The following is a 15,000-nucleotide window of genomic DNA, read 5'->3' on the forward strand; positions in this document are numbered from 1 at the left end:
TCACGTGAAACACCGTGTTTCACGTGAAACGGCGAAGGGCCCGAAACGACGATGGGGCCGCACCCTGAAGGGTGCGACCCCACCGCTCACTGCTTCAGCGAGCGCGGCACTCAGGCCGCGACGACCTCGATGTTGACCTTGGCGGCAACCTCGGGGTGCAGACGCACGGACGTCTCGTGAGCGCCCAGCGTCTTGATCGGCGAGCCCAGCTCGATGCGGCGCTTGTCGACCTCGGGGCCACCGGAAGCCTTGATCGCGGAAGCGATGTCGGCCGGGGTGACGGAACCGAAGAGACGACCGGCGTCGCCGGAGCGGACAGCCAGGCGGACCTTGACGCCCTCGAGCTGGGCCTTCACCTGGTTGGCCTGCTCGATGGTCTGGATCTCGTGGATCTTGCGAGCACGACGGATCTGCTCGACGTCCTTCTCGCCACCCTTGGTCCAGCGGATAGCGAACTTCCGCGGGATCAGGTAGTTGCGAGCGTAACCGTCCTTGACGTCGACGACGTCGCCCGCGGCACCGAGGCCGGAGACCTCGTGGGTGAGGATGATCTTCATGAGTCGGTCACCCTTCCCTTATCGCGCGGTGGAGGTGTAGGGCAGCAGCGCCATCTCACGGCTGTTCTTCACGGCCGTGGCGACGTCACGCTGGTGCTGCGTGCAGTTGCCGGTCACGCGGCGGGCACGGATCTTGCCGCGGTCGGAAATGAACTTCCGCAGCATGTTCGTGTCCTTGTAGTCCACGTACGTGACCTTGTCCTTGCAGAATGCGCAGACCTTCTTCTTCGGCTTGCGCACAGGCGGCTTCGCCATGGTGTATCTCCTGTGTGATCAAGAAGTTGGGGTACGAACCCGCCCTAGAAGGGGGGCTCGTCCGAGTAGCCGCCGCCCTGCTGGCCGCCGCCGGAGCCACCGCCCCAGCCGCCGCCACCACCCTGGTTGCCACCGGCGGGAGCGCCGGTCGCCCACGGGTCGTCGGCGGGAGCACCGCCGGCCGGCTGACCGCCACCGGGGCCGCCGCCCCAGCCGCCGCCACCCTGGCCGCCACCGCCACCGCCGCCGTATCCGCCCTGGCCACCGCGGCCGGTGGTCTTGGTGACCTTGGCCGTGGCGTTGCGCAGGCTGGCGCCGACTTCCTCGACGTCCAGCTCGTAGACCGTGCGCTTGACGCCCTCACGGTCCTCGTAGGACCGCTGCTTCAGCCGGCCCTGCACGATGACGCGCATGCCTCGCTGGAGCGACTCGGCGACGTTCTCCGCCGCCTGACGCCAGACCGAGCAGGTCAGGAACAGGCTCTCGCCGTCCTTCCACTCGTTCGTCTGGCGGTCGAAGGTGCGGGGAGTGGACGCGACACGGAACTTCGCGACGGCCGCACCGGAGGGGGTGAAGCGCAGCTCGGGGTCGTCGACAAGATTGCCGACCACCGTGATGACGGTCTCGCCTGCCATGGGGGAACCTCTCGGCGGGTTTGCTCTGGCTGCTTGCTACTCGAATCCCGGAATCAGCTGAGCGGGAGAGCTCAGTGGGTCTCGGGACGGAGGACCTTGGTCCGGAGGACCGACTCGTTCAGGTTCATCTGGCGGTCGAGCTCCTTGACGACCGCAGGCTCAGCCTGAAGGTCGATGACCGAGTAGATGCCCTCGGGCTTCTTCTTGATCTCGTACGCGAGACGACGACGGCCCCAGGTGTCGACCTTCTCGACCTTTCCGCCGCCGTCACGGACGACAGAGAGGAAGTTCTCGATCAGCGGGGAGACAGCGCGCTCCTCGACGTCGGGGTCGAGGATGACCATCACCTCGTAGTGACGCATGTGGAACCCACCTCCTTTGGACTCAGCGGCCACGGTCGTTCCGTGGCAGGAGGGTCGTGATGCGTAGCAACGGTATCGGCCACCACTGACAGTCGGGGGTTCTGTGGAGAAGCCCCTGTCGTGACATGGGCAGACACCGGTGCGGACGGTACAGACTACCCGCACAGGGGCTTGCGGTTGAAATCCGGCCGTGGGGGCAGCCAATCTGTACACATCGGGTGTGTATGGCGCTACGATGCGCCGACTTTCGCAGGAGGTGCCCTATGGCACAGGCATTGCGACCCAACACCGCCGGCGGCCTCTTCGCCACGGACGGCAAGCCCCATCCCCTCCAGGACACTCTGCTCGCGGTGACCCTGGTGCTGGGCCTCACGGCGTTCCTCACGGCGATCATCGACGAGGACCTGCATCTGCTCAGCTCCTGGACCGGCCTCGTGGGCATCCTCACGGGCGCGTACGGCCAGTGGATCTCGGAGACGACCCGGGAGCGCTTCGGCCTGATCCTGGGCCTGGGCGCATCGGGCGTCGGGTTCTTCCTGGGCATGGCGCACGGCGGTCTCATCGGCTGACGCCGGGACACCCCTTCTTCTGAACACCACTCGCGCCCCGGCCGATCTCGGGCCGGGGCGAAGGTCCCGTACGCCCAACCGGCGCGCATCCAAGGCGCAGTAGGCTTCGCGCGAGAGCCGGAGCCCCTGACCCCATGGGGACACACCAGCCCGAGGAGCGCCCCGAAATGAGCCTGACCCTGAGGACCATCAGTCGAGAGCAGCATCTGGCCTACATCCAGAGCCTGCCGTCGGCGAGCCACATGCAGGTCCCGGCCTGGGCTGACGTCAAGGCGGAGTGGCGCTCCGAGAACCTCGGATGGTTCGACGACAGGACGGGCGAGCTGGTCGGTGCCGGTCTGGTCCTCTACCGGCAGCTTCCCAAGATCAAGCGCTACCTCGCCTATCTGCCCGAGGGCCCGGTCATCAACTGGTTCGCGCCGAATCTCCAGGACTGGATCGAGCCGATGCTGGCGCACCTGAAGCAGCAGGGCGCCTTCTCGGTGAAGATGGGGCCGCCGGTGGTCATCCGGCGCTGGGACGCCACCTCCATCAAGCAGGGCATCCAGAACCCCGACGTGAAGCGGCTGCGCGACATCGAGGCCGACCACATCGAGCCGCGTGCCTTCGAGGTGGCCGACAAACTGCGCCGCATGGGGTGGCAGCAGGGCGAGGACGGCGGCGCCGGATTCGGCGACGTCCAGCCCCGCTACGTCTTCCAGGTGCCGCTGGCCAACCGATCCCTGGAAGAGGTCCACAAGAACTTCAACCAGCTGTGGCGCCGCAACATCAAGAAGGCCGAGAAGGCCGGCGTCGAGGTCGTCCAGGGCGGCTACCAGGACCTCGAGGAATGGCAGCGGCTGTACGAGATCACGGCCGTGCGCGATCATTTCCGGCCGCGCCCGCTGTCGTACTTCCAGCGCATGTGGACGGCCCTCAACACCGAGGACCCCAACCGCATGCGGCTGTACTTCGCCCGGCACAACGGCGTGAACCTGTCGGCGGCGACGATGCTGATCGTCGGCGGGCACGTCTGGTACTCCTACGGCGCCTCCGACAACATCGGCCGTGAGGTCCGGCCCTCGAACGCGATGCAGTGGCGGATGCTGCGCGACGCCTACGCGCTCGGCGCCACCGTGTACGACCTGCGCGGTATCTCCGACTCGCTGGACGAGACCGACCACCTCTTCGGTCTGATCCAGTTCAAGGTGGGCACGGGCGGCCAGGCCGCCGAGTACCTCGGCGAATGGGACTTCCCGCTGAACAAGCTGCTGCACAAGGCGCTCGACATCTACATGTCGCGCCGCTGATGTCACGTTCAGTGCTTCTATACCTCTGATACACGGCACCCACTGACAGACAGCACCCAGTGATTCACGGCAACCACGAGAAAGGTTCCAGGTCCGGCCATGGCGCTCACGCTCTACGTCGACACCGCGCGCTGGCGGGCGCACCACAAGCACGTGCAGGAGCAGTTCCCCGGCCTCGTGCCGGTCTGCAAGGGCAACGGCTACGGCTTCGGGCACGAGCGGCTGGCGGAGGAGGCCACACGGCTGGGCTCGGACGTCCTCGCCGTCGGCACGACGTACGAGGCCGCCCGGATCAAGGACTGGTTCAGCGGTGACCTGCTGGTGCTGACGCCGTACCGGCGCGGCGAGGAGCCCGTGCCCCTGCCGGACCGGGTCATCCGCTCGGTCTCGTCGATAGACGGCGTGTACGGCCTGGTCGGTGCGCGTGTGGTGATCGAGGTGATGTCCTCGATGAAGCGGCACGGCATCGGCGAGCAGGATCTGGCCCAGCTGCACGCCGCCATCGAGAACGTCCGCCTGGAAGGCTTCGCGATCCACCTGCCGCTGGACCGCACCGACGGCTCGGACGCGGTCGAGGAAGTCATCGGCTGGATGGACCGGCTGCGCGCGGCCCGGCTGCCCCTGCACACCATGTTCGTCAGCCACCTCAAGGCCGAGGAACTCATCCGGCTCCAGCAGCAGTTCCCGCAGACGCGGTTCCGTGCCCGCATCGGCACGCGACTGTGGCTGGGGGACCACGAGGCCACCGAGTACCGCGGCGCGGTCCTGGACGTCACGCGTGTGGCCAAGGGCGAGCGTTTCGGCTACCGGCAGCAGAAGGCGGCCTCCGACGGCTTCCTGGTGGTCGTGGCGGGCGGTACGTCGCACGGGGTGGGTCTTGAAGCCCCCAAGGCGCTGCACGGCGTCATGCCGCGCGCCAAGGGCGTCGCCAGGGCCGGCCTCGCGACGGTCAACCGGAACCTTTCGCCGTTCGTCTGGGGCGGCAAGCAGCGCTGGTTCGCCGAGCCGCCGCACATGCAGGTCTCGATCCTGTTCGTACCCGCGGACGCGCCGGAGCCGAAGGTCGGCGAGGAGCTGGTGGCCCATCTGCGGCACACCACCACGCAGTTCGACCGGCTCATGGACCGCTGACCGGCACACGCACCGACGGGCAGCAACGGGCTCAGCACAGCGAAAAGGCCGTACACGGTTTCCGTGTACGGCCTTTCGCATCGTTCGCTCAGAGCGAACCGCCCGTGGCGCCCTTCCTGCCCCACTCGACCTGCGGCCCGTCGAACTGAGCGGCCGCGTGCCGGGCGGGACGGGCCGCGGGACCGAGGACGAAGACGTCCTCCGCGCCGTCGAGCACTCCGCCCGAGGGATCGTCGTCCCCGGACCGGCGAACGGGATCCCGCTCCGGCAGGAAGATGTCGCGCACGATCATGACGCACAGATACAGCGTGCCCAGCAGGTGCAGGCCGATGGCCCAGTGATAGCCGTCGGTGGGCAGCCCCTTGTGGGCGTCTCCACTGGTCGTGTACGCGAGGTACAGCCAGATGCCCAGGAAGTACGCCACCTCGCAGGCCTGCCAGATGAGGAAGTCCCGCCACTTCGGCCGGGCCAGGGCGGCCAGGGGCACCAGCCACAGGACGTACTGCGGCGAGTAGACCTTGTTGGTGAGGATGAACGCCGCAACGATCAGGAAGGCCAGCTGGGCGAGCCGTGGGCGGCGCGGCGCGGTCAGCGCCAGCACGGCGACGCCCGCGCAGCACACCAGCATCAGCAGCGTGGCGAGCGTGTTGACGGTGTCGGTGCTAAGCGGGTTGTCCGAGTTCTGGGCCATGATCAGCCAGAAGGAGCCGAAGTCGACGCCCCGTTCCTGGCTGAACGTGTAGAACTTCGACCAGCCGTCGAACGCGAAGAGCATCACCGGCCCGTTGACGACGACCCAGGCGACGATCGCACCGCCCAGAGCCGTCCCGAACGCACGCCACTTGCCCGCGCGCCAGCACAGTACCAGCAGCGGCCCGAGGATCAGGAAGGGATAGAGCTTGGCGGCCGTGGCGAGTCCCAAGAGGACGCCGAAGGCGAGGGAGCGGCCGCGCGACCACATCAGCATCGCCGCGGCCGTCAGGGCGACCGCCAGCAGGTCCCAGTTGATGGTCGCCGTCAGGGCGAAGGCAGGCGCCAGGGCGACCAGCAGGCCGTCCCACGGGCGCCGGGCATGGGTGCGGGTCACGCAGACGGCGATGACCGACGCACAGACCATCAGCATCCCGGCGTTGACCATCCAGTACCACTGCTCCTGGTCCTGGATGGTGCCGCTGCCGGGCGTGAGCCAGGAGGCGACTTCCATGAAGACACCGGTGAGCACCGGGTACTCCAGGTACTGCATGTCGCCGGGGAGCTTGTCGAAGTACGGCACGAGCCCGTCGGCGAAACCGCGCCCCTGGTAGAGGTGCGGGATGTCCGAGTAGCACGCGTGCGTGTACTGGGAGCTGGCACCGAAGAACCAGGCGCCGTTGTAGCAGGGCGCCTTCTGGACCAGGCCGAGGGCGAACATGCCGATCGCCACCAGCGCGATCACCCGCACGGGAGTCCACCAGGACGCCCCGAGCAGGGCACGCCGCCCGAGCGGGCCGCCGATCAGCTCGCTGCCGGCCGCCGCGACCTTGTCCTCCTGGGTCGGCCGCACCGGGTCCGGCTCGTGGACGCTCTCTTGCGTCGATTCTGCACTGGCCATGCCGCACATCCTGCCGTACGCGTCCATCAATACGCCGAGGGCCGCCGCACCGGGTAGGTGCGGCGGCCCGTGTTTCACGTGAAACATCTTCGCGTTTCACGTGAAACACCCATGCCGGGCGATCAGCCGGCTATCCGGCGGGGCCTCCGAAGATGCCGCCGTTGCCGTTGCCTCTGGTGTTGCCGCCGTTCTCGCTCGTATCGCTCGGCGAGGGCGAGGGCGACACCTCTCCGCCTGTATCGCCGCCGTTCTCCGTGCCGCCGTCGTTCTCACACCCGAAGAATCCACAGGTGTCGCTCGGCGAGGGCGACGGAGACGTGGGTGTCTCGCTGGGCGTGGCGCTCGGCGACTCGGTCACGGTCTCGCTGGGCTCCACGCTGGGCGTCGGGGTCGGCGACGGAGCACCCACCTCGTGCTGGATCTCGCCGATCTTCTCGGCCTCAGGGAAGCCGAGGTCGGGCTTGCCCTTCAGCGCGGCCTTCATGTACTCGGTCCACACCTGGGTGGGAGTGTCACCACCGTGGATGGACTCCTCACCCGCCGTGCCGTTCATGGAAAGCAGCTTGGCGCTCTTGGGATCCTCACGGAACATCGCGACCGAGGTCGACAGCTGCTGGGTGTAGCCGACGAACCAGGCGGACTTGTTCTCGTCCGTGGTACCGGTCTTACCGGCCGCCGTACGGCCGAGGGCCAGGGCGTTCTTACCCGTACCGTTCTGGATGACGTTCTCCAGAGTGTCCGTGACGTTGTTGGCCACGTTCTCGGGCATCGCCTGCGTGATGCGCGGCTTGTCGAAGCCTTCGACTTCCTGCCCGTTGAACTTGACGCTGGTCACGGAGTACGGGGAGGCCTGCTTGCCGGCGGCTGCGAACGTCGCGTAGGCGTCGGCCATGCGGATCGCACTAGGAGTCGAGGTACCGAGCGCGAACGACGGGTTGAGGGTGGCGAAACTGGCGTCCAGGATGCCGGACTTCTCGGCCACGTCCCGCACGTTCCTCATCCCGACGTCCATGCCGAGCTGGACGAACGGGGTGTTGACGGACTGCTCCATCGCCTTGCGCAAGGTGATGTAGCCCCAGGGGTGGTCGCTCTCGTTCTCCTGGAAGAACGGTGTGTTGTCCTTCTTCAGGACGTAGGAGCCGTCGTTGTTCCTGACCTTGAGGTGGTCGTTGCCGTTGTACTTGCTGAGCGGTGAGAGGGGACCGTCGCTCCGGTAGGTGCCGTGCTCCATCGCGGCGGCGAGCACGAACGGCTTCCACGTCGAACCGACGGGGACACCCGAGGTGTCCGCGTTGTTGTTGAAGTGGCCGTTCTCGTACCCCGCACCACCGTAGAGCGCGACGATCGCGCCGTCCTTGGGCTTCACCGACGCCGCGCCGAACTGGACGTGCTTGTCCAGATCACGCTTCTCCGGGTTCAGTTTTTCCTTCTCGACCTTCTTCACGGCCTTGGCCAGCGCCTCGACCTTGTCCTTCTCGAAGGTCGTCTTGATCTGGTAGCCGCCCTGGTCGAACTGCTTCTCCGTGATGTTGGAGTGGTTCAGGACGTACTTCTTGGCGGTGTCCGCCAGGTAGCCGATCTGGCCGGTCATGCCCTTGGTCGCCTTGCGGCCCTGGGGCATGGGGTACTTCTTGATCGCGTCCTGGTACTCGGTCTCCGTGATCCTCTTGTCGTTGTGCATCTGCTCGAGGATCCAGCGCCAGCGCGCCTCCGAGCGCTTGCGGTTCGCGCCGGCGGTCGCCGTCTCGTCGATGCCCTCGTTGCCCGCGGGGTCGTAGTACGTCGGACCCTTGAGCAGGGCGGCGAGGAAGGCGCACTCACCCGGCTTGAGTTCCCGCGCTTCCTTGCCGTAGTACGCCTGGGCGGCGGCCTGGATGCCGTAGGCGCCACGGCCGTAGTACGAGGTGTTCAGGTAGCCCTGGAGGATCTCCGGCTTGGAGAGCTTCGTGCCCACCTTGATGGAGATGAACATCTCCTTGAACTTACGGGTGACCGTCTGTTCCTGGCTCAGGTAGGTGTTCTTGACGAACTGCTGGGTGATCGTCGAACCGCCCTGCGTGTCACCGCCCCGGGCCATGTTGGCCAGGGCCCGGGCGATACCCATCGGGTCGACGCCGGAGTCCTGGTAGAAGCTCTTGTTCTCGGCCGAGATCACCGCCCACTGCATGGCTTTGGGGATCCGGTCGATCGTGACGTTCTGCCGGTTCTGGCCACTGCCCGCCGCGACCATCTGCTGGCCGTTCGACCAGTAGTAGACGTTGTTCTGCGACAGCGCCGCCGCGTTCTCCTCGTTGGGGACGCCGACCATGGCGTACCCGATGCCCGCCACGGCCACCAGGCTGCCGAAGAAGCCGATGCACAGACCGGAGACGAGCTTCCAGGACGGCAGCCAGCGCTGCCAGCCGTACTTGCCCGCCCGCGGATAGTCGATCAACCGCTTCTTGTCGTAGACGGCAGCCCCGCGCCCTCTGCCCCGCCCGGGGCCCGCAGGTCCGCCCGGGGCGGCGCGTCGGCCGCCACGGGCCGGTTCGGCCGCTCTGCGTCGGCCGCCTCCGGTACTTCTCTGCGCCGCACGGCGGGCCTCGGCACGGCCGCCGTACGGACGCTCCTCACCCCCCGAGCCGTAGGAGTCCGACCCATAGGAGTCGGACGGAGACCCGGTGGCGCCTCGCGGGGCCGCGCGGCGGCCGGAGGACGAACCGGACTGGCCGCGTCGGGCCGCGGCACGTCCGCCTCCCTGCGGCTGCGGCGGTTTGCGACGGTGCTCGCTCATCGAACGACTACTCCTCGGGCAGGCGCACCCCTGCGCGCCTGGAAACGGCGGCTGGTTTCCGGTCCCCCCGAAGTACGGATGCGGTCGGCTCCGCATTCATCGGTCCCGCATGCACCCGTACTACACCGAAGACGACGACGCTCTCAGGCGTCACTTGGTTCCCGGTGATGTGCATGGCGCACAGACTACGCACCGTCAAAACCTGCCGAGGCCTGAAGTTCACCTCAAATCAGGCAACTCGCGTCCGATGAATCGGTGATGTGACCCCGTTCACCGCACCCCCTCTTGTCGCACCCGGAAGGCCGTTCTATCGTCGTGATGTATCGAGTCGATACATCAGTGCGACACATCGGCCCGAGACATCGGGTACCGCGGGAGAGAGGAGGCGACGATGAGCCGGCGTTCCGGGATCCTCGAGTTCGCCGTACTCGGCCTGCTCCGCGAATCTCCGATGCACGGCTATGAGCTGCGCAAACGACTCAACACATCACTGGGTGTGTTCCGTGCGTTCAGCTACGGGACGCTGTACCCCTGCCTCAAGACGCTGGTCGCCAACGGCTGGCTGATCGAGGAGCCGGGGAACGACACCGAGGCCGCTCCCCTCACCGGCCGCCGCGCCAAGATCGTCTACCGGTTGACGGCGGAGGGTAAGGAGCACTTCGAGCAGTTGCTCTCACAGACCGGGCCCGAGGCGTACGAGGACGAGACATTCGCTGCCCGTTTCGCCTTCTTCGGGCAAACCTCACGCGATGTACGCATGCGCGTGCTGGAGGGCCGCCGCAGCCGGCTGGAGGAGCGCCTGGAGAAGATGCGCCTCTCCCTGGCCCGGACCCGGGAGCGCCTCGACGACTACACGCTTGAGCTCCAGCGCCACGGGATGGAGTCCGTGGAGCGCGAAGTGCGCTGGCTGAACGAGCTCATCGAGAGCGAGCGGGCGGGTCGGGACCTGAAGGGTTCCGCCCCGGAGGAGCCCGGTTCGCGTGACACCACATCTGGAGCGTCGGGCGGCCTGCCCCGGCCGGGGGACGACCCCCGTCCGGATACGCCCGGCGACACCGCCACGTGAGAGCCCGCCACGGGCCTCACTCGTACACACAGGGAGCAACCGGAATGGGTTCGGTTCGCGTAGCCATCGTCGGTGTGGGCAACTGCGCCGCATCGCTGGTGCAGGGAGTCGAGTACTACAAGGACGCCGACCCGGCGTCCAAGGTGCCGGGCCTGATGCACGTCCAGTTCGGCGACTACCACGTCCGCGACGTCGAGTTCGTCGCCGCGTTCGACGTGGACGCCAAGAAGGTCGGCCTCGACCTGGCGGACGCCATCGGCGCCTCCGAGAACAACACCATCAAGATCTGCGACGTACCCAGCACCGGTGTGACGGTCCAGCGCGGCCACACGCTCGACGGCCTCGGCAAGTACTACCGCGAGACCATCGAGGAGTCCGCCGAGGAGCCGGTCGACGTCGTCCAGGTCCTCAAGGACAAGCAGGTCGACGTCCTCGTCTGCTACCTGCCCGTCGGCTCCGAGGACGCGGCGAAGTTCTACGCCCAGTGCGCCATCGACGCCAAGGTCGCCTTCGTCAACGCCCTTCCAGTCTTCATCGCCGGCACCAAGGAGTGGGCCGACAAGTTCACCGAGGCGGGCGTCCCGATCGTCGGCGACGACATCAAGTCCCAGGTCGGCGCCACCATCACGCACCGCGTCATGGCGAAGCTGTTCGAGGACCGCGGCGTCGTCCTGGACCGCACGATGCAGCTGAACGTCGGCGGCAACATGGACTTCAAGAACATGCTCGAGCGCGACCGCCTCGAGTCGAAGAAGATCTCCAAGACGCAGGCCGTCACCTCCCAGATCCGCGACCGCGACATGGGCGCGGACAACGTCCACATCGGCCCGTCCGACTACGTCGCCTGGCTGGACGACCGCAAGTGGGCCTACGTCCGCCTGGAGGGCCGCGCCTTCGGTGACGTCCCGCTGAACCTGGAGTACAAGCTGGAGGTCTGGGACTCCCCGAACTCCGCCGGCGTCATCATCGACGCCCTGCGCGCCGCGAAGATCGCCAAGGACCGCGGCATCGGCGGCCCCGTGCTCTCCGCGTCGAGCTACTTCATGAAGTCCCCGCCCGTCCAGTACTACGACGACGAGGCCCGCGAGAACGTCGAGAAGTTCATCAAGGGTGAGGTCGAGCGCTGAGGCGCCGCAACCAGTCGCTCCTGCCAGGGCTGTGAGGGTCCCCGGGTCGTACGACCCGGGGACCCTCTCCCGTATGTGAGGCTGTGCACCATGGCCGTCGTCCGTGACCTGCATGTTCTGTTGCGCTTCCAGGGCTTCAGGCGCCTGCTCGGCGCACGCCTGCTCTCCCAGGGTGCCGACGGCGTCTACCAGATCGCGCTCGCCTCGTACGTGGTCTTCTCCCCGGAGAAGCAGACCTCGGCGGCCGCGGTCGCCTCCGCCATGGCGGTGCTGCTGCTCCCGTACTCTCTCGTCGGCCCTTTCGCCGGTGTCCTGCTGGACCGCTGGCGGCGCCGTCAGGTCCTGCTCTACGGCAGCCTGCTGCGCGCGTTGCTGGCTTCCGCCACGGCCCTGCTGATACTCAGTCCGGTTCCGGACTGGCTCTTCTACGTCTTCGCCCTGTGCGTCACCGCCGTCAACCGTTTCGTCCTCGCCGGCCTGTCCGCGGCCCTGCCCCGCGTGGTCGACGCCGAGCGCCTCGTCATCGCCAACTCCCTCTCCCCGACCGCGGGAACACTGGCGGCGACCGCGGGCGGCGGCCTCGCCTTCACCGTCCGCCTGGTGGCGGCGGACGGCGACGCCGCCGTGGTGCTCGTGGGAGCCGTGCTGTATCTGTGCGCCGCCCTGGCATCGCTCAGCATGGCGCGGGAACTCCTCGGCCCCGACCAGAACTTGACACGCGTGCGGCTCGGGACGGCTCTCACCGGAACCGCTCGCGATCTGGCGGCGGGCGTACGTCACCTGGCCGCGCCGCAGCGCCGGGAAGCGGCCTGGGCGCTGGTGGCCATGGCGCTGATGCGCTTCTGCTACGGCGCCCTGCTGGTGATGCTGCTGATGCTCTGCCGGTACGCGCTCACCACGACCACGGACGACGGACTCGCCTTGCTGGGCCTGGCGTTGGGCGTCTCCGGCGCCGGCTTCTTCGCGGCGGCCGCGGTGACGCCGTGGACCGCGGGGCGGCTCGGGCCGGGCCGCTGGATCGTCGTGTGCGCGGGGGCCGCCGCGCTGCTGGAGCCCGCTCTCGGGCTGCCCTTCGCCGCTGCCCCTCTGCTGGCCGCGGCCTTCGTCCTGGGTCTGACCACCCAGGGGGCGAAGATCGCCACGGACACGATCGTCCAGTCCTCCGTCGAGGACGGCTTCCGTGGCCGGATCTTCTCGGTCTACGACGTGCTCTTCAACGTCGCTTTCGTCGGCGCAGCCGCCATCGCCGCCCTGATGCTGCCGCCGGACGGCCGATCCGTGCCGCTGGTGATCACGATCGCCGTTATCTACGCGGCAGTAGCTGTGACTATGGGCCGGTTTGGCCGCCAGTAAGTGTCACATCAATGACACAGAGCCACATCTGGCTACTGCGGTGTCAGTGGGGACCGATAACTTACGTGGGTCTTATCTCGCGACATGTTCGCGTCACTCAACCATGTTCTAGGGGGACCCCCAAGTGACCACTCCGCCGCCCCAGGGCAACCCGTTCGCGCAGGGCCAGCCCGCGGGTCAGCCCCAGGCTCCGTACCCGCCGCAGGGCGGCTACCCCCAGCAGCCCGGCCAGCCCGGCTTCCCGCCGCAGGGGGCGGCTCCGTACGCTCCGGTCCCGCCGCAGCCGACCGGCCGCAAGCTCAGCTTCAAGACCATCAAGAACATCGTCATCGTCATCGCGGTGGCGGGCATTGCCATCGGCGGCTACATAACCAGCCGCGACGACGCCAACACGGCGTCCGTCGGCAGCTGCATGCACCGCGGCAGCACCAACGACGACAACCCGGACCTCGAAGTCGTCGAGTGCAGCGATGCGAAGGCTCAGTACGTGGTGCTGGCCAAGATCGAGGGCGCGTACCTGACGCAGACCCTGGCGTCGAGCAAGTGCGAGGCCGAGGCCAAGGACTTCCAGTACACGTACACCGAGAGCGGTGACGGCAAGGACTTCCTGCTCTGCCTGAAGGACAAGAAGTAAGGCCGACACAGCGAGGGGCGGTGTTTCACGTGAAACACCGCCCTCGGCCCGTCTCCCGGGGTCATGTTTCACGTGAAACATGACCCCGCTTCACGGCCTCAGCTCTCCTGGCCGGCCCACCACTCCTTGAGCGCGGCCACTGCGGAGTCGTACTCCATCGGCCCGTTCTCCAGGCGCAGCTCCAGCATGTGCTGGTACGCGCGGCCGATGACCGGGCCGGGACCGGCGCCGAGGATCTCCATGATCTGGTTGCCGTCGAGGTCGGGACGGATCGAGTCCAGCTCCTCCTGCTCCTGAAGCTTGGCGATCCGCTCCTCCAGACCGTCGTACGCGCGCGACAGGGCCGCCGCCTTGCGCTTGTTGCGCGTGGTGCAGTCCGAGCGGGTCAGCTTGTGGAGGCGGTCGAGCAGCGGACCGGCGTCACGGACGTAGCGGCGGACCGCCGAGTCCGTCCACTCGCCGGTGCCATAGCCGTGGAAGCGCAGGTGGAGTTCGACCAGACGTGAGACGTCCTTCACCAGCTCGTTGGAGTACTTCAACGCCGTCATGCGCTTCTTGGTCATCTTCGCCCCGACCACCTCGTGGTGGTGGAACGAGACCCGGCCGTCCTTCTCGAAGCGACGCGTGCGGGGCTTGCCGATGTCGTGCAGCAGGGCGGCCAGGCGGAGGGTCAGGTCGGGGCCGTCATCCTCAAGCGCCATCGCCTGCTCCAGGACGATCAGCGTGTGGTCGTAGACGTCCTTGTGCCGGTGGTGCTCGTCCCGCTCCAGGCGCAGGGCCGGCAGCTCGGGCAGCACGCGGTCGGCGAGGCCCGTCTCGACGAGCAATGTCAGGCCCTTGCGCGGGTGCGGCGAAAGGACCAGCTTGTTCAGCTCGTCCCGCACCCGCTCGGCCGAGACGATCTCGATACGCCCGGCCATCTCCTTCATCGCCGCGACAACCTCGGGGGCGACCTCGAAGTCGAGCTGAGCCGCGAAACGCGCGGCTCGCATCATCCGCAGGGGATCATCGGAGAAGGACTCCTCCGGGGTGCCAGGCGTCCGCAGCACACGCGACGCGAGATCCTCGAGCCCGCCGTGCGGATCGATGAACTCCTTCTCCGGCAGCACGACAGCCATCGCGTTCACCGTGAAGTCACGGCGGACGAGATCCTGCTCGATGGAGTCGCCGTACGACACTTCGGGCTTGCGCGAGGTCCTGTCGTACGCCTCGGACCGGTAGGTGGTCACCTCGACTTGATAGCCGTCTTTCTGCGCTCCGACGGTGCCGAATGCGATCCCGACCTCCCAGACCGCGTCCGCCCACGGGCGCATGATCTTGAGTACGTCCTGGGGGCGGGCATCGGTCGTGAAGTCCAGATCGTTGCCGAGCCGGCCCAGCAGCGCGTCCCGGACCGAGCCGCCGACCAGGGCAAGTGAGAACCCGGCCTCCTGGAAGCGGCGGGCGAGGTCGTCGGCGACAGGAGCAACCCGCAGCAGTTCACTCACCGCGCGGTGCTGCACCTGGCTCAGGGCACTGGGCATTTCTTCGTTGGCGTTCGGCACAACAGAAGAGGGTACGTGGCCCGGGCGCCCCCGACCTCCCCTTATGACGCATGCAGACACGTCCCTCCATACGCGCACAAGAGGCGCCCTTGAGATGGAGACAACCGCTCTCCG

At 67.6% G+C, this 15,000-nt stretch carries 14 protein-coding genes; 7 read left to right on the top strand and 7 right to left on the bottom strand.

The features are described from left to right. Positions 1–110 precede the first annotated feature (110 nt). The 4 genes from rplI to rpsF form a co-directional block, all read right to left on the bottom strand. Positions 111–557 (bottom strand): 50S ribosomal protein L9, encoded by a 447-nt coding sequence (rplI, locus tag QF034_RS20080; RefSeq protein WP_010032778.1) that lies wholly within the window; start codon positions 555–557, stop codon positions 111–113. 18 nt (positions 558–575) lie between these two features. Continuing rightward, positions 576–812: a 30S ribosomal protein S18 gene (rpsR, locus tag QF034_RS20085; RefSeq protein ID WP_003949403.1), complete on the bottom strand. Its 237-nt coding sequence runs from the start codon at positions 810–812 to the stop codon at positions 576–578. Positions 813–856: 44 nt separating this feature from the next. Next, positions 857–1,447 (bottom strand): single-stranded DNA-binding protein, encoded by a 591-nt coding sequence (locus QF034_RS20090; RefSeq protein ID WP_086560467.1) that lies wholly within the window; start codon positions 1,445–1,447, stop codon positions 857–859. 71 nt (positions 1,448–1,518) lie between these two features. Further along, on the bottom strand, positions 1,519–1,809 hold the full coding sequence (rpsF, locus tag QF034_RS20095) for a 30S ribosomal protein S6 (RefSeq protein ID WP_003991486.1): 291 nt from the start codon (positions 1,807–1,809) through the stop codon (positions 1,519–1,521). Positions 1,810–2,072: 263 nt separating this feature from the next. Here rpsF and QF034_RS20100 point away from each other — a divergent pair, with 263 nt between their 5' ends. The 3 genes from QF034_RS20100 (at position 2,073) to QF034_RS20110 (ending at position 4,798) form a co-directional block, all read left to right on the top strand. After that, positions 2,073–2,378, top strand: coding sequence for a hypothetical protein (locus QF034_RS20100; RefSeq protein WP_086560468.1), 306 nt, complete (start codon positions 2,073–2,075; stop codon positions 2,376–2,378). Positions 2,379–2,545: 167 nt separating this feature from the next. After that, positions 2,546–3,667 carry a peptidoglycan bridge formation glycyltransferase FemX gene (femX, locus tag QF034_RS20105; RefSeq protein WP_020277982.1) on the top strand — a complete coding sequence of 374 codons (1,122 nt, stop codon included), beginning with the start codon at positions 2,546–2,548 and terminating at the stop codon, positions 3,665–3,667. A gap of 99 nt (positions 3,668–3,766) precedes the next feature. Next, positions 3,767–4,798 carry an alanine racemase gene (locus QF034_RS20110; RefSeq protein WP_307176266.1) on the top strand — a complete coding sequence of 344 codons (1,032 nt, stop codon included), beginning with the start codon at positions 3,767–3,769 and terminating at the stop codon, positions 4,796–4,798. A gap of 88 nt (positions 4,799–4,886) precedes the next feature. On the opposite strand, the gene QF034_RS20115 is transcribed toward QF034_RS20110, so the two are convergent. Further along, positions 4,887–6,398: a glycosyltransferase family 87 protein gene (locus QF034_RS20115; protein WP_307179931.1), complete on the bottom strand. Its 1,512-nt coding sequence runs from the start codon at positions 6,396–6,398 to the stop codon at positions 4,887–4,889. A gap of 121 nt (positions 6,399–6,519) precedes the next feature. Next, the gene (locus QF034_RS20120; RefSeq protein WP_307176267.1) at positions 6,520–9,162 is read right to left on the bottom strand and encodes a transglycosylase domain-containing protein; all 2,643 of its coding nucleotides are present in this window, start codon (positions 9,160–9,162) and stop codon (positions 6,520–6,522) included. 391 nt (positions 9,163–9,553) lie between these two features. Between QF034_RS20120 and QF034_RS20125 the strand changes: the two genes are divergently transcribed. The 4 genes from QF034_RS20125 to QF034_RS20140 all read left to right on the top strand — a co-directional run bounded on the left by QF034_RS20125 (position 9,554) and on the right by QF034_RS20140 (position 13,342). Continuing rightward, entirely contained in the window at positions 9,554–10,228 is a 675-nt protein-coding gene (locus QF034_RS20125) for a PadR family transcriptional regulator (protein WP_307176268.1), read from the top strand. 44 nt (positions 10,229–10,272) lie between these two features. Beyond that, positions 10,273–11,355 carry an inositol-3-phosphate synthase gene (locus tag QF034_RS20130; protein ID WP_086560472.1) on the top strand — a complete coding sequence of 361 codons (1,083 nt, stop codon included), beginning with the start codon at positions 10,273–10,275 and terminating at the stop codon, positions 11,353–11,355. A 90-nt stretch (positions 11,356–11,445) separates the two neighbouring features. After that, entirely contained in the window at positions 11,446–12,708 is a 1,263-nt protein-coding gene (locus QF034_RS20135) for an MFS transporter (protein ID WP_307176269.1), read from the top strand. 124 nt (positions 12,709–12,832) lie between these two features. Continuing rightward, entirely contained in the window at positions 12,833–13,342 is a 510-nt protein-coding gene (locus QF034_RS20140; protein WP_307176270.1) for an LppU/SCO3897 family protein, read from the top strand. A gap of 98 nt (positions 13,343–13,440) precedes the next feature. Here the strand turns inward: QF034_RS20140 and QF034_RS20145 are convergent, their stop codons facing one another. Next, the gene (locus QF034_RS20145; RefSeq protein WP_307176271.1) at positions 13,441–14,886 is read right to left on the bottom strand and encodes a CCA tRNA nucleotidyltransferase; all 1,446 of its coding nucleotides are present in this window, start codon (positions 14,884–14,886) and stop codon (positions 13,441–13,443) included. Positions 14,887–15,000 lie beyond the last annotated feature (114 nt).

The organism is Streptomyces africanus (assembly GCF_030816955.1).
Classification (GTDB): Bacteria; Actinomycetota; Actinomycetes; order Streptomycetales; family Streptomycetaceae; genus Streptomyces; species Streptomyces africanus.